The organism is Vibrio sp. 10N.261.55.C5 (assembly GCF_041470505.1).
In the GTDB taxonomy this organism is placed as follows: Bacteria; Pseudomonadota; Gammaproteobacteria; order Enterobacterales; family Vibrionaceae; genus Vibrio; species Vibrio crassostreae_C.
In genome coordinates this window covers 32,327-50,832 of the sequence record NZ_JBFRMS010000049.1, presented here as the reverse complement: position 1 = coordinate 50,832, position 18,506 = coordinate 32,327, and the positions used below count along the sequence as shown (strand labels likewise).

Sequence of the window (18,506 nt, the reverse complement as noted above, 5' to 3'; positions counted from 1 at the left end):
GATACTCCTAACCAGTTTGACACATCGGTAGCACCTAACGATGGTGCAGAACATGACTCTATGATGCGAGAAAGTGGTACTCAACTAGCATCAACAGGATTTGACGCTCCAAACGATGGACATATGGACCCAAGTACGTCTGACGCAAACTTAGGAGACAACTCTAATAAGTTGGATATTGCGACAGCTTTAACTACTGGCGACAAGACAAATCTTGAAATGGACGCCGATGAAATTATCAATGGCGACAAGCTTGATACTGTAGTTGGCTTGGGAGGTTCAGTAGGAGAAATCGATGGTGACGTGAATTATGATCAAGACACAAAACTAACATAATGCCCATATTGATGACGTTTAATCGATATTTCTAATAACTAAACCCTATTGGTGTATACAAACTCCAATAGGGTTTTTTTTAGGTTTCCGAATGAAGATATATTCCACAATCGCATTGATGATCATGTCGTTCGTTTCTGAAGCATATGAGGTTTCAGGGAGAAGTTTATTAATCATGGATGCGCAAACTACGGTTGGCTTAGAAGCTTTAGGTGTGGAAGCCGCTAAAGTTGATGCATTGGAACGAGTTGAGCAAACCATTTCCAAGGGAGACAAATATGGACTTGTGTATTCCTACCAGCCATCCATTCAGAAACTTATTGTCTTAGCTCAGGATAAAGTTGAATGCGATGTTGGCATTTGCTTAGAAACAACCATTAAATTGATAGTCGATAAACAAATTGCTAAGGCTATCACTCAAAGCCTTCATAACAGTGCTAGTGGCATGTCGCAACTTGAGTCAAAGCCCAAAGATGTACTAAGTGCGCAGCTAAACCAATTTACATTGATAGAGTCACGCCACTCTCGGTTACCAATTGAGTTCCGCGCAGAAGACGGAATCTATTCTCAGTGGTTAAGGCTCAGAGCAAAGGAACAAAAGGAGCTTGTTAAACGTATCAAGGTATCTACGATATTTAAGGATACGGGGTTCGTTCCACAAGAAGTTAAGCTGAATAAGGTGCCTGTGTTTGACTCAATAGGTGAGCCATCAACGTCTCAGTACATTGCCTATTCGTTTGTCCTACCTGGTTCTGAGAAGATGAATGATCTGGTAAAAGCCGTTCCATCTTTAATCTCTGATACTCGGTATGTGACTATGAAGATGAGTGTCCCAGAGCTGTCCATAGAGCAGGTCGAATTTAGGGCTAAGTACCATTGCATGTTATTCGCATCGGCAGATGATTACTTATCACATCAATCGCTGACAACAGCTCAGTTGTTTCACCGAGAGCCAGAAGTAGCAATCAACGTGTCAGGAAAGATAGTCCATATAGGTCGTGGGTACTATTACGAAAAAGGTTCCGAATCTGATTCAGTATTCAAGCGTTCAGGGATACCAACCTATTGTGAATTGCTTAATGGAGAATTGGTGTTTCCTAAAGATACAAAACAGGCAACTTTATTGGGGTCCCATGTGACGGTGTTTAGTACTGTTCGTATCCGGGAGGTAGCCACGGATTTCCATGGGGATGAAACGAATATTGATGATTGGCTTCTCGTTGATTCCAACTTTGATAAAGCATGGATAGAGTCACGTTATACAGATGAGATTAATACGATCCGACAAGGATGCATTGATGCGGTGTGTTCTTCACAGGTTATAACCCCTAAACAATTCATGTTGATGCTTAATGGCGAACCCCATGTTGCCTTCTCTAAAGTCGCAGCCGGAATGAGATACCCATTCAGAATTGAGCGCTATCAACCAACGTACCCTCTTGTTGTTCCATACGTGGGCTTACAGACCGCAGGGTATGGTACTGCTTTGAGTTCGTTAACAGTGGAGGAGTGATGTATGGGACGTATGTTTATTTTGTTGTTTCTAATGTCTAGCCTAGTGACTGCAAAGCCATTCGACGCAACTGTAGAGCGCGTAGTTCCGAGCGAGCAAGTAACGCAGGCTCTGTTTCAGCAATTGAAAGATGAAGCTGCGTTTTTAGCTGTCTCTAAAGCGGATCTACGTGGTTATGTAAAGACGAGTCAAAGTTATAACGGAACTTATCTAGAGACATTGAAGGTTCTACTACCTCTAGTAGCCGATGTGGATGTAGTTAGTCAATCAGTGAATAACTGCACTGGTGCTGATTTTAAATGTGTATCACTGACAGTCAATGTGGATATAGACAGAAGAGAGTTCCAGTCTCAGCTTGAAATGATAAAGAATGATGAAGTTTTAAGAAGAAGTCTGGAGCAATATCATAGGGAGCCTGGTCATCCTCTTCGAAAGCGCATTACGATGTTGTCTTCTCAGATCGAGAGTTTGAGTAAACGTGGTGAACAGTCTGATTTGATTAATTCGCTAAAGCTGCAGCTTCATGAGAGCAAGTTGGTGGAACGTGATATTAAGTCAATGCGAATTGTGACTGAAATTGCACGGCATTATTCGGATTTCATTATCTTTACTCAAGTTGAAGGTATCGAGCGCATTTCTAGTAACAGAGTGAAGGTTACATTACGTTCACGAGGTAGCTCATATGGCAATCATGACTTTGATTCTCGTTTAGCTGCAATTATAGATAGTAACGGTTATGCAATGGACATGTACCACCGAGTGGTGCATCAAGGAAATGTTTCTTCTCGCATCAGTCTAGGAAATCACTTTGATGATGGCCACCAGCTAAAAGTGCGACAGCTTTGTATTGAACCGAACTCCTTTGAATTTCATTCACCGGTTCTACAGGCTTTATATGAAAGTGACACGAAACTTACGCTTCCGCTTTATTCACAAAGTAGATTTGTACGAGTTGGTAGCTTCAAGGGTGAACCTGTACCAAAAGAAACAAAAGTGGATAGTTACTCTTACTGTATTTGGGACAAATTCGAATACCAATATTCAGTTGAATTGGCGGATAAAGAAATAGAACACTTTGCGATGTCGGCTAGTAGGTCAGCGGCCAGTCGTCTCACTATTGGCATAGAACCGGAACAATACGCTCAGATGTCGCCTAAGCAATGGCAAGCGTATATGGATATCAATGGCTTACTTGATGCTACCCACCAGAAAAAGCCTCGTAGGGTGTCACAGGGCGCAATGTTGCCAGCCTTTGGCAACGATTCAACGCGATACCGTGAGAATGTGATCATCGGTTGTAATGCGGATACCGGCGACTGTCTAGACCGAGCAATACAACACTTCTAAATACATTCCCCCCAATTTGGGTACGGAACATATTCATTAGTAGCTTTTTTGTTGTATAACTAAAATATGCAACAACAGGAGATTACAATATGTCACGAAGAACTGAGCAACAAAGCCACGATGATTTTTGCAATAGAATGCAGAACAACCGACGCAAAAATTCTGGAGTAAGGAGACGTGGCGTATCTCATCGTCATTCATCCCCTGAAAGAGAAGAAGACAAACTGTTTGGAGGTCTTCCATATGTTCATTGGCTTTCAAATGAGATGGATCGAGACAAAGCCTTTGAAGGTGACGATGATTAATGACTGCTGCGCGTTGCATTCCCTTCAATGTGCTTCTTTGAGGGCTATTGATATTAGACCAAATCGAACATTCACGATGGTTATACGTTCCTTGGGATAGATCTGGTAGACCAGAAAATTTAAACAGGATTTTGTAGCTTAGGGGTATTAAATGGACACACATGACTTTACAGGGTTCAAAATAGCCCTTGTCCCGAACAGCCCTGAAACTCCGATGATCTTGATTTTTGATGGTGTGGCTTGCTGTAGCATCGAACTACCATCTACAGGTGAGTTTCATGTTTTACCTGCTGATGACCGAGCGTTATACCACTTAGTACAGTTCAAAATGAACGGTGCTAAAAATAACCCTCCGGAGATAGATTTTCATGTGCCAGTATCGGAAATGGAAAGGTTTAAAAAAACTAGCCTTTTACCAGTAATCAGCTAATGGGGGAAAATGCGTTAATGACAAAAATAGTAATTTCGGTAGTTATTGCGTTCGCGTTCTTGGTCTGGGTTCTACTAACAGATTACGAAGCTACTCGAACAACTCAATTGCCTCTGATGTTGATGACGGTTGTAGCGATAGGTGTCGCGTTATTTAATGGTGCATTGATTTATAACCGCATAAACAAACCGAACAAGTAGGGAAAATATTATGCTGTTTGAAGCGATCTACATTCAACAGTTTTACTCTAAAGGTTAAAATGGAAACTTAATTATCCAGTCTCAATCTTCATTACCTCGACACCTCTTTACTCCTTCACACCTAATAAACATCCAAATATCTTTCATTATTTAACCATTTTATCGCGTTATTGCTCCATTCTTTCTTTACTACCTTCGGTGTAAATGAATGAAACGGAGATGCGTATGGATTCCGATCTAGTTAATGGATATTTGAAAGAGCATCTATTCCCAAAGATGACCCAAGAAACAATCGATCAAGCCTTTGGTCACCTGGTCCCCAGATTAGGTGCTGGTGAAATGGTCGAGTTGTTATGCCCTTCCTGTGGAAACAAGGGGACCCACTTTTTAGGCACTGGCAGTTTCAACTGTGAGTCTTGTGGACCTACTTCGATTATCGACGCCTATTCAAACGACCACTCAGTAACACCACATCGCGCCATTATAGAATTATGTCGCCTAGCCGGTTTGAATATACCTGCTGACATTTACCGTGAACTCACACCTGAAGATATCAAATTCACGGATATCGTTATGGACATCGCGAGAATGAGAGTCTTGCCAAAAGAAGTGGAAGAGTGGGGGCTTTCAGTGGATGAACGCAATGTGCCTGACCATCTATCCTGTATTCCAGACGCTGAACAATTTATCGAATATGTGAACGCTGTTAACGGTTGGGTTCCCAATGCCGTTATTGATGCCATCACTGAGTTTCAAGGCGAACCCATCTTATTGTTCGTTAACAAAGGTCGCTTAGTGTTCATTAAACTCAATGGATACAGCTCCGCGAGATCACCATTCATCCGGTCTTACACAAAAGGCACTAACAAAACCAAGCGAGTGTTTGTCTCAGATGATCCACTGTTTATAGATATGTGTTGGTCTAAGGGCCTATCTGCATATTTTATCAATCCAAATTTTATGACCCCGAGAGCGATTGAGTTTCTGAGTGATGAATTCAAATCGAAATCGGTGGTTGCAGTGTGGACCAAAACCAAAAGCCAAGATTACGTATTTAGCCGAGATCAAAAAGTACATCGTTACGATTGGTTTAGTCGTAAGGTTCCAGGTTCTTATCAACGTATTGCGGAGTTAATTCAATGACTATTTTTAATGCAAAATATCAAGCGACGGTGCCTGTTTTAAATTTCGTAAGAGGCTGGGTCATTGTCCTTATTGGGTTTATGTTTTACACCTCACTGGTCAGCTCATCCCATAGTTACCACCCACCGGTGCAAGAAGTGATATCTCTTTGCCTACTTGCCGTCTGCCTGTCTTGGACTGAATTTGTAGAAATCAAAGAGGACACGGTTGAAACTTACTATCGCCATTCGCTACTCACCTTCATAAAAACACCAAGGTTCGTATATGAGATCCAAAGCGATTGGTCTTTAGAAGCTAGGCCCAGTTCATTTGGGTATACAATATGGACAGCCAAGAGCGATAACGCTTTAATTCAGATATTTCATACTGGCCATGTGTCTAATTGCTATAGCAAGAACTAAACTTTTCGTAAATTGTTGTATATAGCAAGTATGTTTGACCATTAGAGATTAAATGTATGAATTTGAAATTTGCTTTTTTTTGGTAGCCTCAATGTCTTTCACTGTCTCTGTGTCAGTTGTCGCGTCTGAATCAGTGCAAGAAGGCGAGGGCAGTTTGAACCAACAATCCCTGAGCCAATTGGTAGAACAGCACGGGGACAAGACTATCGGTGGTTATGAACGGATGAATGAAGATGGCAACATTGAACAGTCTATTTATTCGGTGTCTGTACTCTTGGTCGATGGGGCGGTGAAGGCTGATCTTCAAGATAGTGAGCCAGTTAACTAAACGTTTTTGAAAGCACCCACCAGTTCGGTCATCAGTTACTTTTTCCTTTTCTTGCCTTAGTGGTGGGTTACAGTTTAGTCAGCATACCAAAGTCGTAGGCAAATAAATCTACTGTCGCCAGTGTCAATTTTAGTCTCATAAATAGATTCAATACTGACAATAGAAACTGCTTGTTCAACTAACCAGTTATTCAATCGCTCATGTGCGACATCCACAAGAAGTTCGTTAGCTGACGTTCTCGTGTTCATACCACATCCTAAAACATTAAATTCGATACGTTTTATCATCATTTTCCCTCTACGTTAGCCGTACCAAGACGCGTTGGTAATCAAGTTAGTCATTTGTTCTACTTCATTAGCGGATAGCGTTAATCTTGCGTCACCATGAGCCAATACAAAACGACCACTGACATTGACCAATCCACCTTTGGAACTTCCATTAGGCATCGTGTGTCAATGGTTGAAATTAGTATAATGTTGTTCGAAGTCATTGGAAGACAAGGGCTTTGAAAATAAAAAGCCCTGAAAACTCTCTATACCTGAAGATTGGTATAGTTGTAGTGCTTCTGGTGTCTCTATCCCTTCTAGAGTGGTGTTCAACCCCAGCTGCTTAGACAGGATGACAAAGTTTTCTAGCACTTTAATGCTTATCTCCTGCGATCTTGTATCATTGACTTTAAAGGTAATGAGGCTTCTGTCGAACTTGATTGTGTCGAACTTGATGGTCGTCAACATAGTCATACTATTGTGACCTGCAGTAAAGTCATCCAGAGCTAAATCGGCTCCCGACTGTTTCAGGAGCTCGATATTTCTGAGCATCATGTCATTGGTTTCAATTTTTGTTTGTTCTGTAATCTCTATTTCTATTGATATCCTTTCATTGACCACTGTACTCAAAGCATTGGCAATTTTTTTGATTGAATCAGTACACTGTAGAGTGTCGGCGGCAACATTAAACGATAAAGTGAAATCGTCAGTGATTTTATTTGTTATCAGCCAAACCTTTAATTGTTCGATGGCTTGTACAGCGATTTCGGTGTCTATTTCTGAAATCAAGCCTTCTTTGATCGAGAAGGGGATGAATTCTGCAGGTGGGATAACACAACCTTGGCATTCCCAACGTGCCAGTGCTTCACAGCCCGTTATCTTTCCACTTGTTTGTGAAACTCTACTTTGAAAATACGGTTTGATGTCACCATTATCTAAAGCAGTGTTAATACGCAGTACTTGGTTATTTCTCTCGCGAATCGTGATTACTTTTTGCATTTGAGTTAGAACGAGTCGATTGCCAAAGATGATCCCAATGATAAACCCACTGCACGCCATAATGACGCTTACTTCTTGAAAGATAGAAAGCTCTACTTTACCTTTTCCAATCAAGAGCCCAGCTAGACAAGCGGCAGCTAGTAAAGGCATACACAGAGATATCGCAAGTACGTTCCTTTCCTTCGCATATTCATTTTGTATTGAGTTAGTCATAGCTACTTATCTCGATTAGGTTCATTTCATGTCCCAATCAATTGAACTCTAATATTAATGATAAGTGTGCAAATAAGGCCCTTAAATTCATACATAGATTGTACAAATATCGGTTTTAAGCCTCTGAGCTCTATAGGGTAGTTAGATATCCACAAAATTTGTTAGTTGCTGGTGGATAAATACACAAAGTTGATTTGAGTGAATGGTTTAAAGTCTGCAGGGTTCAAGCATCGGATGTATAGAATCTTTTGAACGACTCAATAGAGTAGAGCAACTTACTGTAGAAATGAAAAAGTCGCTGTTAGGCGACTTTCACTCTGCCACATTTTCATGTGGATTCGTCAATACGTTGTCATGGCGCATTATATTGCCACAAACTCATCTTAGGTGGGACGAGCTGCATTGTTGTCAAATAGACAATCGATTTTCGCCGCTTAACTGATCCTTCGTCATGAATCTCTGATCCTCACTACTTATAAAGAGTAGGGTTAACGGACAGTTTCAAGTTAGTGATTGTTGAATCAATCTTCTCAGCCCAAGCAAGAATTTGTTGCTTATCGAACTTTAAACGCGTCAGTACCATACTGTTTGGGGCTTCAATAGCTATGCTGCCCCCGTTGACGTTCGCAACACGCAGTTGATGGCCATAGTGGGGAAATTGCTCATGAAACTTCTGATTGATTTCTGCAATGTCTTGGAGCTTGTCTTTGATTGCCGAAAATTTAGTGTCCTGGAACACATCACACAAGCTTGCTGTCGCTCTCATAATTCTCTCCAGTTAGATGAGTACACATATGGTTGTACACCATCTAATAGAAAAATGAGTGTCGAATGAATAGGACCTAATTGTTACCCAATTGAAGGTTTTTGGCCTCAAGTTCTTTGATGATGGTCTGGTTATTCGCTAGTTCTTCTTTTTGACTTTCGTTTTGCTGAGTAAGACGCTTAACATCATCCTCTAGGCGGCTACTGAAGGCACCTTGTCTTTCGATGGTACTAATGTTTTGACTGTTAGACATACGTAGCTCAGTAAACTGATCTGATAGAGAGGTTAGTCGTTCTGATGCAGTACCAAACCTTATCGTTGCTTGCTCTAACTCGCTGGCTAGGCGTGCGTTTTCAGATTTTGTTGTAATGTATTCCGCTTCAACTTCTGCTAGGTCAGTGCTGAATTTGTTTCGACTCTCACGTAATTCTTTGATCAGTTGAATATCGCCCTGAGCCTGAGTTTCGAACCTGATGATTTCTCCGGATTTCTGAGTCACAGTGTCACTTAGTTCGGATATCTTGTTTCGACATTCATTGAGCTGAGTTTCTAAGTTGCCTATTAGTGTCTCTTGGTTTTCGAGTTTGACCTCAGTCTTGGCCACTTGGCTTTGAGCCTTATCAAGATCGATTTTTTGATTATTCAACTTGTCCTGCAAGCCACCAATCTCATCCGTCAGCCGTTGTTCAATACCTTCACAGTTCTTTTCGCTTTGCGCAAGTTCGGTTGTAAGCTTGGTTATCTCTTTGTCTTTCAATGAAATTGTAGTGTTTGATTCTTCAAGCTTAACACCGGCTAACTCCAGCTCACCCTCCGTCTTCAAAAGGAGTTCATTGGCCAGATCTGCTTCATCTTTATACATGAGAACTTCGGCATTGTGCTCTGCATCTTTAGCGGCGCTTAATCGAGTGATTTCAGTTGAAAACAATTCAACAAATTCATCGCTAAAGCCTCGTTCTCTGAAGAGGTCCATTCGTTTGTTCTTAGCTTGAGTGTTCCATTCACGGACATCCACGTTAATCGTGGAGGTAGATTTAACGTCCGGCATCATTGATAAGACATTGCGAACACTGGTTTTCTCGCCTTTAACGAAGAGCGAATCACAAATTTCAAAAACACGTTGGCGTCGTTGTAGTTGATCTGCGGTAAGGTCTTTCTGTGTGCTGATGTCGCTCATTAGATGGTACTCAAGTTCAGATTTCGATGTCATTCATTTTAATCGAACATTGGTCGAACGTCCAGAACGAACGAACACCTGTTCGATGTTCGATAATTGTCGTTTGAAGCGAAGCACGGTAAAAATGTACCGTTCATTTACTGGATGCGTTGTTGTTAGAATTTTAGCCCCCCTACCCTCCAATAAAAGTGACACTGTAATTAACTCAGATAAATTGAATGTCAGGATAATCACGCGTAGATTTAAAGCCATAAATTGCACATTTTCTAGATCTCAGATAATTACAATTATATGTGATCTAGAAAAAATGCATGGAATTGGTTAGACTGTAACGAACTACGAAAGCATAAGTTGGAAATGATATGGTCGGCACTGAAATCTCACTTCATACGGACTTTTCCCGTTTAAGGCCAGAACATGTTCACCAGGCGATCATGCTCGCACGAAAGCACGGTACATCGAACGAACAGTACCAAAAAATTCAAGATGCTATTAACCATCTTTTGCGAGAGTTCAATAAACGTGAAGAGCGTTATGCTAAGAACTCACTTTCTCAACTCTATAGCAACTGGTCACGATTTGAGAAATGGTGTCACGAGCATGAACATCACCCATTGCCAGCAGCCGCAGAAACCATCGAATTATTCTTTGAAGATAAGGTCGACGACTTACACCGTAACTCAAATCGATCTTATGCGTGGGCCATTTCAAAAATTCATCGTATCTCGGGTTGTCCGGATCCATTTCTTGATGAAATCGTGCGTGACAAGATGGCCGGTATCTTTCGAAGAAAAGTTGAGGCGGGTGAACGAATTGTACAGGCTTCAGCGTTTCGAGAGAAACACTTAGATAAGATAACCGAATTGTGGCGTCATTCCCCTAGCCTACGGTATCGTCGTGATCTGGCTTTGCTGACTGTTGCTTATGAAACCCTACTTCGTGCGTCGGAAATCGCAAACATCCGTTTTGGTCACTTAGAGTACCCAGGTGACGGAACGGCTTTGCTGACTATCCCTATCACGAAATCTAATCATAGTGGCGAACCAGATACAGTGGTGTTTAGTCCAGAAGCTGTTGATATTATTCATGAATACGTAGAATTAGCAGGGCTTGATGACACAGATGAACAAGCTTTCTTGTTCGTCGGTGTGAGCCGACACAACACGCCATATAGACCAAAGTTAATCGACCCAGCCCACCCTGAAAGCGGCAAAAAACATAAGAAAATGACGTCATGGACTATCGAGCAGATCTTCAATAAAGCATGGGAAGCGCTTAATTTGGGCAAGGTTGGTATTGCCACTTTTACTGGCCACAGTGCAAGAGTTGGCGCGTGTCAGGATTTATTGACCGATGGATACACCATCTTGCAAGTACAGCAAGCTGGACGTTGGTCCACACCGGCTATGGTGATGAGGTACGGTCGCGGAATATTGGCAAAAGATGGTGCAATGGCACAGAAACGCGCATCTAGAGGACGAAAATAACCAGTCTTTTGAAACCCCGCAGCTGACAGCTGCGGGGTTTCATTATCCGCCGAGTCGGTTGAATTTCTCTATATTGATTTTAGCTTGGGGCATTTGCATTTTATGCCTCAAATTGAAACTACTGAAAAAGCTGGCTATATCTCTTTAGTTGTCGTTCGGGTATACAGAAACTGGCTCACACTCATTCCATACGGCTTGATCAGGTTTCGTATAAATCTCCGTTGTTTTTGAATTGCTATGAGCCATCCTCTTTGTGGCACTTAAGCCTTTCTTTTCAATCATTCGTGCCGCTAAGGAACGAATCTCATGGTACGTCGGTCTTTGGTTACTTGGTAAGTGCGATTTGACACCAACTTTGTCACGTATCTTGCTGAACTGCTTGCTTAGGTAATGACTTTGGACTTGGTAGATATGGTCACAATCTTTAGCAACGCCTCTTTGTCTTTGTATTGGTTTCATGTGGACGATATAAGGGCAGCGTATACGGTCTGTATAACTCATCTGCACAATGTCAAAGATAGACTGTGTGACAGGGATTTTTACTCTGGATGCCTCTGAATTTGAGACTTTTTGCCTATGTATATACAAGTAACCATAAATTTTTACGCCATCAACCATTACAGGTTGCTTATCCTCATTCCAGACAATTCCGCAACGGTTATCTCTTGGTGAACGTAGGTTGTATTTGATACGACATATTTCATTGATCGCATGCGTCGTCTCCAACGTCAATGCCATTGCCACCTTAAGAAAGAGTGGTGCGCTTTGATAAATCAATTCAAACTCTTCTAGTGTTAGTCTTTGACGCTTTTTAACCTGTTCTTTTTTAGTGACCCGAAGACGTTTTTTATTGCGCATGAAGTTATCAGGTATATACGATTGATCTGCTAAATAACTGAACGCTTTATTGATCAAACTGAGGTTGTTGTTGTAGCACTGAGCTGAAAATTTAGCGTAAAGAGTATTTAAGAAGACATTCATCATTTGCAAGTCTAATTCATGGGTAAGTGTCGTTCCTAAATCAGCACAGAGCTTCTTCATTAGTAATTGGTACTTCTCCATCGTACCTTTTGAAAGCTCTTCTCGTTTGATTAGCGGAAAGATTTTCTTCAGTGCTTTTTCTAAAGGAATATTGAAGTCGTTTAAAGAAGTGTGTCGTGGCTTATCTGGGACGCTATCGAGAGCCGGTAATGAAGCTTGGTGTGCTTTCTCTATGAGCTGTTCCATAGACCGGTACTTGATATTGTAGTTAACCGCTTCATTGATCGCGTGAAGTTTCTTCGTGCCTACAGGGAAAGAGTAGAATTTCCCTGACGCAAGCTTTAGGCGGTAACGTACCTTGCCATCTTTGTGTTGATATCGATAAAGATAAGGCGGTAAATCTTTGTGTTTATCAGTTCGTTTTGTACCCATATTTATATTACGAAGGTGAGCTTATAACCGTCGTTCCTTTTAGTTACGTTCGATTGTTACATACTGGATTACGTTATGCATCGCCAAATAAGTCAGGGAATATTGTCGCTTTTCTGGCAGCCTCTATTTGCTCAGGCTCATCAACTACTACGACTTTCGCTGCACCAATGCCCATAAGCAAACGTTTAAGTTCCTCTTCCTCTAACTTCGTCAGTTCAAGCATTGAGTGAACGATTAACAAAGGCTTCAATGTAAGCCCAGGTTGCTTTGCTTCCCGTAGCATCGAACCCACCAGCTCCGCGAAACTATCAGGATTATCTAAGAGTAGTTGCTTTACTGGTATCGTTGAAATTTTACTTAACTCTTCTCCTTGCCACATTAACTCGCATTGTTGTGTTGTTAGATGAATCACAGCTGGATTGGCGAGTACCTTTTTGTTGGCTAGGAGATCGATACGACAAGCAATACTAATGAGCGGAATGACCAGAACCATAGCTACTAAGCTTTTTAGGTTGTCATACAGCTCTGGTTGGTCAGTCATGAAATGCAGGTAATGTATCTCCAGAAATAAGAAAATACATACTATTGACATCGCATCATTTATCGTTCTTTTTTTAAGCATCTTGCTTTCTCCATTGATCTGACAATCGATGTCCATTGGTGGGTATTAAATTACACCGAGGTACTGGTTACCGCTAAGAAGAAGTTAATGCCGACTACTATAAACGACCAGAAAGTCATAATTCCAAAAAGGTAGCACCACAATTTGGTATGTGTTGAAAAGGTAACGTTGGCGTAGCTCGACCAAGTTGTTAATGTTGCAAAGGGCAGCACTACAAATGTTCCATAGATATTGGTTAGCTCAGATAGGTAGCCTGCCACCATCGCTATTAATGTTATGAATATAAACATTGCATTCACCCACCGTGAGGGTAAATTCGTCGTATTTTCGTGTACTTTCATACGAGCCCCGTCAGTTAATATGTGCGTTTCTATAGTGGTGAGTAACAGGTTCCTAACTGATTTTTAAGACACATGCTTATATTATTATCTATGTTCGATATCGGCTTCAGAGTGGACTTTGTATGGCCTATGGCAATCGTCGCATTCAAATTCACCACCCGCAGGATTGCCACAAAAACCATCTTGTACTTCTCCGCAGTGAGGGCAATATAGAGCGACATTCATTGTGTGCAATTCTGTCACTGTCTTCATATTATCTTCCTAAGATTAACTGTGAGTTTGTTATACATCCCAAGACTCCCAATTTAGCTTCGTATCGAGTTTCAATATTTAGACGACGCTAGAGCAGACTGAAGAACTCAAAGGTGCTCTTCTCGATCTTTACGTTTTTGTTTGTAGGCAATTGTCGCCACTGCCGCAACGAAACCCAAGGTGAGTAAGGTTTCAACGAGGCCGAAAAGTTGCCCGTTAAAGCCAGTAACTATCATTACATGCGACCCAATGGTTAGGATGCTTAACCTGAGCAACGCTTTATCAACAGGTCCCATGTAGTCAGTGAGATCGTACTTGAGTTTGCGCATTATTGGCGACTCTCCTTAACTGCTCACGGATATAGCCTTCTTGCCACTCGATATGGCAATCAGGGTTAAACTTCTCCCCTTTTCTACTTGCCATGACTCCGGCTTTGAATTCAGTCGTGTGGTTTGTGTTAACGGTGATAGTCGGTTCGCACATCTCGCAAGCTACTGCCGACAACAAATGAGTAAACATGCCTGAGTCATGTCGCTTCTCAGTGATCTCTAAGATTCTGACCAGGGCATGTAACTCGTTACAATTGAATTTGGCCATCGTTAATCGTATGACAGGGGACCATTTCTCATATTTTTCAATGAACCCCTGCTCTCCTGAAAGAAATATTTGTTGTTCACGACATTGGTAAAGCCGTTGAGCTGTAGAAACGATTTTTATTGAAGTCATATCTTTGCCTTTAACGGGAAGGTTTGAACTGCAATTCTGTTTCGTCTGACTGGTGCTTAGGTACTGTGACCTTAGATTGGAAATACTTGCCTCGCGGCAGCTGATTACCCACAGGAACGTGCGCAATCCAGTCATCGAATGCTGGTTTAGAATTCGAGGGGAGTCGTTGCCTTATAAACGGGTCTTTTAGCGTGTCTGCCATTCTTGCTCTCTACTTTGTTAAGTACTACTGAGTTCAGTATCCAACAACCCGATACAGGCATGTTCAAATAAAGAGCTTGAATTGGAGAATAGATTGCGTATCACAAACGCGGTGGGTAGAAATTAGCAGGCGATTCTAGGTAAGTCGCTCCATTTAGTGGTGTATTGCGGAGACAGCATTTCGCGGCGCATACCCCAAGACTGTCTTGTAGGTGTTCCTTGCGCAGCCAGAAAGATAGTGTCCATTCCATACTTTGCGTTTATCTGATCAAACGAAGCCATTAACTTTGCATTATTGGGTTGTGGGTTAAATAGGTCAGCTTGCTCATGTCTTCCGTCAACGAGGTCAATCAGCCCAACACCGACTTTGTAGTACTGAACACCTTCTTTGTAGAGTGTTTTGGCCAGAGCACAGGCCGCACTGGTTAAGGTATCCACATCAGCTGTCGCGTACTCAAATTTGTGAATCGCTTTGAAACTAACCGGCTTTTCGTCAAAAGGTGAATTTCCTGCAAAGCAAACCAACACTTTACAAAGTGACTGTTGAGCACGGATCTTTCGCGAGGCAATGCCCACATGCAGACTGATAGCTTGTCTAAGCTCATCGAATTCCGTTATGCGCTTACCCAGACTGCGGGTAGAAAAAACTTGTTGTTTGTCTGCTCTTGCTATGTCGAATGGAATACACTTTTCACCATTGAGCTCCCGTATCGTTCGCTCAACACCGACATCGAATTCTTTTCTCGCTTTTGAAGGTGAAAAATTTGCTAGTTGCGCTGCGGTAGTGATCCCCATAAATTGCAATGCTTTCGTTCGCTTGCGACCAATCCCCCAAACTGAACCCACATCAATAGCCTGGAGAACACGTTGGGTTTCTTTCACTGAATCTAAAACACATACCCCCTGATAACCAGGGAGTTTTTTCGCTGCGTGGTTGGCTAATTTTGAGAGGGTGAGCGTCGGGCCGGTTCCCACACAGACCGGGATCCGACACTCTTTCCATATTGCTTTTCGAATTGCGGCCCCATGCTCTCGTAAACAAGGAATGTTTATGCACTTGTCCAGATTTAGGAAGCTTTCATCGATTGAATAGATCAGTTGTTCAGGTCCAAAACGTGCAATCACTTGCATCATCCGCAAGCTCAAACTGGAGTACAGTTCATAGTTAGATGAGAAGACTGTAACGCCATGTTGCTCACATAATGCCTTGATTTTAAAGTAAGGTTCGAACTTTGGAATGTTCAACGCCTTCGCTTGATTGTTTACCGCAACGGCACAACCATCATTGTTACTGACGGTGATAACCGGCTTTCCACGTAAATCAGGTCTGAAGACTTGATGACACGAATTGTAGAATGAATTGCCATCTATTAATGAATACATGCTTAACCCGAAAACATAGTTGATACACGGTGGAGTCTGATGGAACTCGCTAATACCCCTTCTATTGCGAAGGAGTCTTGTTCATCAATTCTTACCGGCTTCATTGATTCATTCGCACTCAGCAAGCGACGTCCTTTGATATCTAGAATTTTACAAACCAGTTCACCGTTTAGATTGGCAATGATAATATCGTGGTCTTTCGCAGTAAGGGCTCGATCTACAATCAATACATCACCTGAAAAAATCCCAACTCCTTGCATGCTATCTCCCTGTGCCAGCGCTAAAAAAGTTGATGACGGGTGTTCCACCAGCAATTCATCAAGGCTCAATTCCAGTTGTTTATATTCTGCAGCTGGGGACTCAAAACCCACCACGCCTGCACTCACTGGATAAGTTAATATATTCATAATTTATACTGGTTATTTATACAGTGCAATTCTAGCCCCGAATCTAGATAAAAGGCAAGAGAATGTCTCAGTAGGTAACTAGCGCTATAGAATTTAAGGTGAGACAGAGGTTGAGAGGGCGACATTATGAACAAGAGCCATATATACGATAACATAATATGATATTGTGTATATTTAGGTTTCACCTAAACGATGTTAAGTTGTTTAAATCAAAGGGAAAGTTAAGAGGTCACTATGCCATTAGTAAGGTTTGCAATATTAGTTGTTGTACTATTTTTCGCTTGGTTAGCTTTAGTCCACATTTTCAATGACTATGGTGCTGGCGTAGGTCTAGTCTGTTTGGGGTTGTTTGTTTTTGTGGGTCGGAAGTTATCAAAGAGAACGCTGGCAAAACTTCAGTCTCGCCAGCAATAAATCGTTTACTCGCACACAACACCATCCCCGTCTCGGTCAGACATGAATGCGTATGCCGGGTCATGAGCCGTTACTGGTGCAATCTTATGATTTCGAGCTTCGGCACAAGTGATACGTCCGTTGTTGTTGTCATCATACAAGGACAACGCATGCCCCGTAGATTGGGTGACGTATTTAGTTGGAGCGCTTCCAGCAGGTGCATAGAACACCATTTCAAAAGACGGGCAATTATTGATAACACTCTCCAACGTGTTCGCTTCGACTGGATTTACACTAAGGCCATACTTAGTTTTTATCTCAATGACACGCAACGCGAACCAACATTGGTTTCTTGGCGGCAACCACTCGCCAGCGTCCAAGCCACATTTTCCAGTAGAACTACAACGGTTCACAGCTGGGGATGCTAGGGTCAAGTTCAATAGATCTGTTGCAAATGCTTTTCTTGTTTCAGGGCTTGCCGCACAGAGTCCACTGTCATGCCCTTCACTGGCTGCAATGATGTGTTCGATGTCTGTCTCTGAAGTTGATTGGTAGTAGGTGCCAGTATAAGGGCCATAAATCTGACCTCCCATACTATCGACTATCGCTGACTCTACTGAAGCGGGATATGGGTATTGGCTTTTCTTATCGTATGGTGAACATCGATGCTCTTCCTTAACTACCAACCCACGCCACATTTCATTTCCCAGTGATGAAAACGAAGCAAGTAAAACAACCAAATACATTGAACTGCGAATAATCCCCATCATAACGTTCTCTATTTATTTACGTTACATTGTCACTAAGACCAGCAGCCCGATAGAATCTGGGACCACAAACGCTGCCCCTTTTTAAGTCCACGTATATCCACGAATTTTACGGTGACTGGCTTACCTACTAAATCAGTCTCATACTTTTTTCCGGTTATTATGTTATATAAGTTTCCAGATGCATTGGCTAGAGGTATACCCAACTCTTTTGATAAACTTGCAGCAGTGTAATGCACTCCCGACTCCAACATATATGCGGCCATCTCTTGAGTGCTCATCTTGTTGTGAACCTTACTTGGTGTTGTTGTATTCATGGCCATTACACCTCTGTATAGTTACCGGAATCATACTCACGCATAATGGCAGTCTCGGTGAATTCAAGCACTTGTACTTCGCCATCTATCCCACGCGTTTTATCGGAAAATCGCACACGAAGTGTTACTTCAGTATCATCGATAATAGTCGCATGAATTCTTTGTCCATCAGGTGCATAACCTCTACCAGTATTAAATGTCAGTTCGCCTTGCTTCGTTTGCATATCTCAGTTCCTTCAATTGGCTTTGGATTAGATATACAACATCGATGTGTTCTATTAAGCACATTGTCATCACAAGGTTGTGGTTCAACCGGTATTGTGTGTTGCTGTTAGTAGCGGAATATTAGATATTACTAAGGCTATCTATTGTTATATCGAAATTTCAGGAAGTTAACAGATGTCTAAGCAGCTCAAACCTGGTGGTCTTCAATACGTGTCTCGTGTCCTAGCAAACAAATATGATGTTTCCCTGTCCACATTCGTACTGATTGATGCCACTCGAAATGGCAATATTATGACCGAGATAGCAGAGCTCTACGGGGTCAATAGAGATGGTAAGGATTCGTATCAATTTCTCAGTGACTTGGTTAAACATGCCAACAAGAAATCCTCTCTTCCAATTTTCAACGTCACGAATATGACGAGATATGACTTAATAGCAATGGGAATTGATCCCGTTTCAGGAAGACGTCCTCGTTGGCTGTCATTGACCAGCTACGGTATGACGATTCTCAAAGACTTCGACAAATTGATGTATGAATAAGGATCTAA

General features: G+C 41.9%; 27 protein-coding genes. 10 read left to right on the top strand and 17 right to left on the bottom strand.

From position 1 onward, the window contains the following. The 8 genes from AB4263_RS17385 to AB4263_RS17350 all read left to right on the top strand — a co-directional run. Positions 1-336: hypothetical protein (locus AB4263_RS17385; protein ID WP_372083547.1), on the top strand; the 336-nt coding region annotated here is incomplete at its 5' end. A 91-nt stretch (positions 337-427) separates the two neighbouring features. Continuing rightward, complete coding sequence (locus AB4263_RS17380) at positions 428-1,849, top strand: hypothetical protein (protein ID WP_136987184.1); 1,422 nt, start codon at positions 428-430, stop codon at positions 1,847-1,849. Positions 1,850-1,852: 3 nt separating this feature from the next. Further along, positions 1,853-3,196, top strand: a complete 1,344-nt coding sequence (locus AB4263_RS17375; RefSeq protein ID WP_154723893.1) for a hypothetical protein — start codon at positions 1,853-1,855, stop codon at positions 3,194-3,196. An 89-nt stretch (positions 3,197-3,285) separates the two neighbouring features. Continuing rightward, positions 3,286-3,501: a hypothetical protein gene (locus tag AB4263_RS17370; protein ID WP_081231368.1), complete on the top strand. Its 216-nt coding sequence runs from the start codon at positions 3,286-3,288 to the stop codon at positions 3,499-3,501. A gap of 151 nt (positions 3,502-3,652) precedes the next feature. Next, the gene (locus tag AB4263_RS17365; RefSeq protein WP_154723894.1) at positions 3,653-3,931 is read left to right on the top strand and encodes a hypothetical protein; all 279 of its coding nucleotides are present in this window, start codon (positions 3,653-3,655) and stop codon (positions 3,929-3,931) included. Between the two features lie 17 nt (positions 3,932-3,948). Further along, positions 3,949-4,131, top strand: coding sequence for a hypothetical protein (locus AB4263_RS17360; RefSeq protein WP_154723895.1), 183 nt, complete (start codon positions 3,949-3,951; stop codon positions 4,129-4,131). A gap of 225 nt (positions 4,132-4,356) precedes the next feature. Next, the gene (locus AB4263_RS17355) at positions 4,357-5,274 is read left to right on the top strand and encodes a hypothetical protein (protein WP_136987186.1); all 918 of its coding nucleotides are present in this window, start codon (positions 4,357-4,359) and stop codon (positions 5,272-5,274) included. A gap of 492 nt (positions 5,275-5,766) precedes the next feature. Further along, positions 5,767-6,003 (top strand): hypothetical protein, encoded by a 237-nt coding sequence (locus tag AB4263_RS17350; protein WP_136987187.1) that lies wholly within the window; start codon positions 5,767-5,769, stop codon positions 6,001-6,003. Positions 6,004-6,077: 74 nt separating this feature from the next. On the opposite strand, the gene AB4263_RS17345 is transcribed toward AB4263_RS17350, so the two are convergent. The 5 genes from AB4263_RS17345 to AB4263_RS17325 form a co-directional block, all read right to left on the bottom strand. Beyond that, positions 6,078-6,251: a hypothetical protein gene (locus AB4263_RS17345; RefSeq protein ID WP_154723896.1), complete on the bottom strand. Its 174-nt coding sequence runs from the start codon at positions 6,249-6,251 to the stop codon at positions 6,078-6,080. A gap of 54 nt (positions 6,252-6,305) precedes the next feature. Then, complete coding sequence (locus AB4263_RS17340; RefSeq protein WP_154723897.1) at positions 6,306-6,449, bottom strand: hypothetical protein; 144 nt, start codon at positions 6,447-6,449, stop codon at positions 6,306-6,308. A 6-nt stretch (positions 6,450-6,455) separates the two neighbouring features. Continuing rightward, the gene (locus tag AB4263_RS17335; RefSeq protein WP_154723898.1) at positions 6,456-7,481 is read right to left on the bottom strand and encodes an EAL domain-containing protein; all 1,026 of its coding nucleotides are present in this window, start codon (positions 7,479-7,481) and stop codon (positions 6,456-6,458) included. Between the two features lie 469 nt (positions 7,482-7,950). Beyond that, positions 7,951-8,247: a hypothetical protein gene (locus AB4263_RS17330; RefSeq protein ID WP_372050549.1), complete on the bottom strand. Its 297-nt coding sequence runs from the start codon at positions 8,245-8,247 to the stop codon at positions 7,951-7,953. Positions 8,248-8,323: 76 nt separating this feature from the next. Next, positions 8,324-9,457: a hypothetical protein gene (locus tag AB4263_RS17325; protein ID WP_372050550.1), complete on the bottom strand. Its 1,134-nt coding sequence runs from the start codon at positions 9,455-9,457 to the stop codon at positions 8,324-8,326. 329 nt (positions 9,458-9,786) lie between these two features. Here AB4263_RS17325 and AB4263_RS17320 point away from each other — a divergent pair, with 329 nt between their 5' ends. Then, positions 9,787-10,911: a tyrosine-type recombinase/integrase gene (locus AB4263_RS17320; protein WP_102367749.1), complete on the top strand. Its 1,125-nt coding sequence runs from the start codon at positions 9,787-9,789 to the stop codon at positions 10,909-10,911. A 144-nt stretch (positions 10,912-11,055) separates the two neighbouring features. Here the strand turns inward: AB4263_RS17320 and AB4263_RS17315 are convergent, their stop codons facing one another. The 12 genes from AB4263_RS17315 to AB4263_RS17260 form a co-directional block, all read right to left on the bottom strand. Then, on the bottom strand, positions 11,056-12,324 hold the full coding sequence (locus tag AB4263_RS17315; protein ID WP_372050552.1) for a phage integrase Arm DNA-binding domain-containing protein: 1,269 nt from the start codon (positions 12,322-12,324) through the stop codon (positions 11,056-11,058). Positions 12,325-12,397: 73 nt separating this feature from the next. Continuing rightward, positions 12,398-12,946: a hypothetical protein gene (locus AB4263_RS17310; RefSeq protein WP_102561101.1), complete on the bottom strand. Its 549-nt coding sequence runs from the start codon at positions 12,944-12,946 to the stop codon at positions 12,398-12,400. Positions 12,947-12,996: 50 nt separating this feature from the next. Then, positions 12,997-13,236: a hypothetical protein gene (locus tag AB4263_RS17305; protein WP_136987128.1), complete on the bottom strand. Its 240-nt coding sequence runs from the start codon at positions 13,234-13,236 to the stop codon at positions 12,997-12,999. 135 nt (positions 13,237-13,371) lie between these two features. Further along, positions 13,372-13,539 carry a hypothetical protein gene (locus tag AB4263_RS17300; protein ID WP_170964551.1) on the bottom strand — a complete coding sequence of 56 codons (168 nt, stop codon included), beginning with the start codon at positions 13,537-13,539 and terminating at the stop codon, positions 13,372-13,374. Between the two features lie 107 nt (positions 13,540-13,646). Then, positions 13,647-13,868 carry a hypothetical protein gene (locus AB4263_RS17295; protein ID WP_086715480.1) on the bottom strand — a complete coding sequence of 74 codons (222 nt, stop codon included), beginning with the start codon at positions 13,866-13,868 and terminating at the stop codon, positions 13,647-13,649. Beyond that, positions 13,840-14,265 carry a hypothetical protein gene (locus AB4263_RS17290; protein WP_102561104.1) on the bottom strand — a complete coding sequence of 142 codons (426 nt, stop codon included), beginning with the start codon at positions 14,263-14,265 and terminating at the stop codon, positions 13,840-13,842. The genes AB4263_RS17295 and AB4263_RS17290 overlap by 29 nt, the downstream gene beginning before the upstream one ends. 10 nt (positions 14,266-14,275) lie before the next feature. Further along, entirely contained in the window at positions 14,276-14,467 is a 192-nt protein-coding gene (locus tag AB4263_RS17285) for a hypothetical protein (RefSeq protein WP_081231411.1), read from the bottom strand. Positions 14,468-14,589: 122 nt separating this feature from the next. After that, on the bottom strand, positions 14,590-15,849 hold the full coding sequence (locus AB4263_RS17280; protein WP_136987129.1) for a Y-family DNA polymerase: 1,260 nt from the start codon (positions 15,847-15,849) through the stop codon (positions 14,590-14,592). Between the two features lie 2 nt (positions 15,850-15,851). Further along, positions 15,852-16,256, bottom strand: a complete 405-nt coding sequence (locus tag AB4263_RS17275) for a LexA family transcriptional regulator (RefSeq protein ID WP_086715489.1) — start codon at positions 16,254-16,256, stop codon at positions 15,852-15,854. A 419-nt stretch (positions 16,257-16,675) separates the two neighbouring features. Then, a complete protein-coding gene (locus AB4263_RS17270) occupies positions 16,676-17,419 on the bottom strand; it encodes an excalibur calcium-binding domain-containing protein (protein WP_372050554.1) in 744 nt (247 codons plus the stop codon). A gap of 32 nt (positions 17,420-17,451) precedes the next feature. After that, a complete protein-coding gene (locus AB4263_RS17265) occupies positions 17,452-17,733 on the bottom strand; it encodes a hypothetical protein (RefSeq protein ID WP_372050555.1) in 282 nt (93 codons plus the stop codon). A gap of 5 nt (positions 17,734-17,738) precedes the next feature. After that, positions 17,739-17,957 (bottom strand): hypothetical protein, encoded by a 219-nt coding sequence (locus tag AB4263_RS17260; protein WP_136987130.1) that lies wholly within the window; start codon positions 17,955-17,957, stop codon positions 17,739-17,741. A gap of 175 nt (positions 17,958-18,132) precedes the next feature. Here AB4263_RS17260 and AB4263_RS17255 point away from each other — a divergent pair, with 175 nt between their 5' ends. After that, positions 18,133-18,498 (top strand): hypothetical protein, encoded by a 366-nt coding sequence (locus AB4263_RS17255; protein ID WP_081231404.1) that lies wholly within the window; start codon positions 18,133-18,135, stop codon positions 18,496-18,498. Positions 18,499-18,506 lie beyond the last annotated feature (8 nt).

Bases quoted from the DNA above. Each gene is read 5' to 3' on its own strand.
- AB4263_RS17290 (WP_102561104.1), bottom strand. From the start codon at position 14,265: ATGACTTCAATAAAAATCGTTTCTACAGCTCAACGGCTTTACCAATGT.
- AB4263_RS17275 (WP_086715489.1), bottom strand. From the start codon at position 16,256: ATGAATATATTAACTTATCCAGTGAGTGCAGGCGTGGTGGGTTTTGAG.
- AB4263_RS17340 (WP_154723897.1), bottom strand. From the start codon at position 6,449: ATGCCTAATGGAAGTTCCAAAGGTGGATTGGTCAATGTCAGTGGTCGT.
- AB4263_RS17360 (WP_154723895.1), top strand. From the start codon at position 3,949: ATGACAAAAATAGTAATTTCGGTAGTTATTGCGTTCGCGTTCTTGGTC.
- AB4263_RS17320 (WP_102367749.1), top strand. From the start codon at position 9,787: ATGGTCGGCACTGAAATCTCACTTCATACGGACTTTTCCCGTTTAAGG.
- AB4263_RS17295 (WP_086715480.1), bottom strand. From the start codon at position 13,868: ATGCGCAAACTCAAGTACGATCTCACTGACTACATGGGACCTGTTGAT.
- AB4263_RS17315 (WP_372050552.1), bottom strand. From the start codon at position 12,324: ATGGGTACAAAACGAACTGATAAACACAAAGATTTACCGCCTTATCTT.
- AB4263_RS17335 (WP_154723898.1), bottom strand. From the start codon at position 7,481: ATGACTAACTCAATACAAAATGAATATGCGAAGGAAAGGAACGTACTT.
- AB4263_RS17310 (WP_102561101.1), bottom strand. From the start codon at position 12,946: ATGCTTAAAAAAAGAACGATAAATGATGCGATGTCAATAGTATGTATT.
- AB4263_RS17350 (WP_136987187.1), top strand. From the start codon at position 5,767: ATGTCTTTCACTGTCTCTGTGTCAGTTGTCGCGTCTGAATCAGTGCAA.
- AB4263_RS17260 (WP_136987130.1), bottom strand. From the start codon at position 17,957: ATGCAAACGAAGCAAGGCGAACTGACATTTAATACTGGTAGAGGTTAT.
- AB4263_RS17280 (WP_136987129.1), bottom strand. From the start codon at position 15,849: ATGTATTCATTAATAGATGGCAATTCATTCTACAATTCGTGTCATCAA.
- AB4263_RS17330 (WP_372050549.1), bottom strand. From the start codon at position 8,247: ATGAGAGCGACAGCAAGCTTGTGTGATGTGTTCCAGGACACTAAATTT.
- AB4263_RS17345 (WP_154723896.1), bottom strand. From the start codon at position 6,251: ATGAACACGAGAACGTCAGCTAACGAACTTCTTGTGGATGTCGCACAT.
- AB4263_RS17325 (WP_372050550.1), bottom strand. From the start codon at position 9,457: ATGACATCGAAATCTGAACTTGAGTACCATCTAATGAGCGACATCAGC.
- AB4263_RS17380 (WP_136987184.1), top strand. From the start codon at position 428: ATGAAGATATATTCCACAATCGCATTGATGATCATGTCGTTCGTTTCT.
- AB4263_RS17305 (WP_136987128.1), bottom strand. From the start codon at position 13,236: ATGTTTATATTCATAACATTAATAGCGATGGTGGCAGGCTACCTATCT.
- AB4263_RS17365 (WP_154723894.1), top strand. From the start codon at position 3,653: ATGGACACACATGACTTTACAGGGTTCAAAATAGCCCTTGTCCCGAAC.
- AB4263_RS17370 (WP_081231368.1), top strand. From the start codon at position 3,286: ATGTCACGAAGAACTGAGCAACAAAGCCACGATGATTTTTGCAATAGA.
- AB4263_RS17300 (WP_170964551.1), bottom strand. From the start codon at position 13,539: ATGAAGACAGTGACAGAATTGCACACAATGAATGTCGCTCTATATTGC.
- AB4263_RS17355 (WP_136987186.1), top strand. From the start codon at position 4,357: ATGGATTCCGATCTAGTTAATGGATATTTGAAAGAGCATCTATTCCCA.
- AB4263_RS17285 (WP_081231411.1), bottom strand. From the start codon at position 14,467: ATGGCAGACACGCTAAAAGACCCGTTTATAAGGCAACGACTCCCCTCG.
- AB4263_RS17270 (WP_372050554.1), bottom strand. From the start codon at position 17,419: ATGATGGGGATTATTCGCAGTTCAATGTATTTGGTTGTTTTACTTGCT.
- AB4263_RS17255 (WP_081231404.1), top strand. From the start codon at position 18,133: ATGTCTAAGCAGCTCAAACCTGGTGGTCTTCAATACGTGTCTCGTGTC.
- AB4263_RS17375 (WP_154723893.1), top strand. From the start codon at position 1,853: ATGGGACGTATGTTTATTTTGTTGTTTCTAATGTCTAGCCTAGTGACT.
- AB4263_RS17265 (WP_372050555.1), bottom strand. From the start codon at position 17,733: ATGAATACAACAACACCAAGTAAGGTTCACAACAAGATGAGCACTCAA.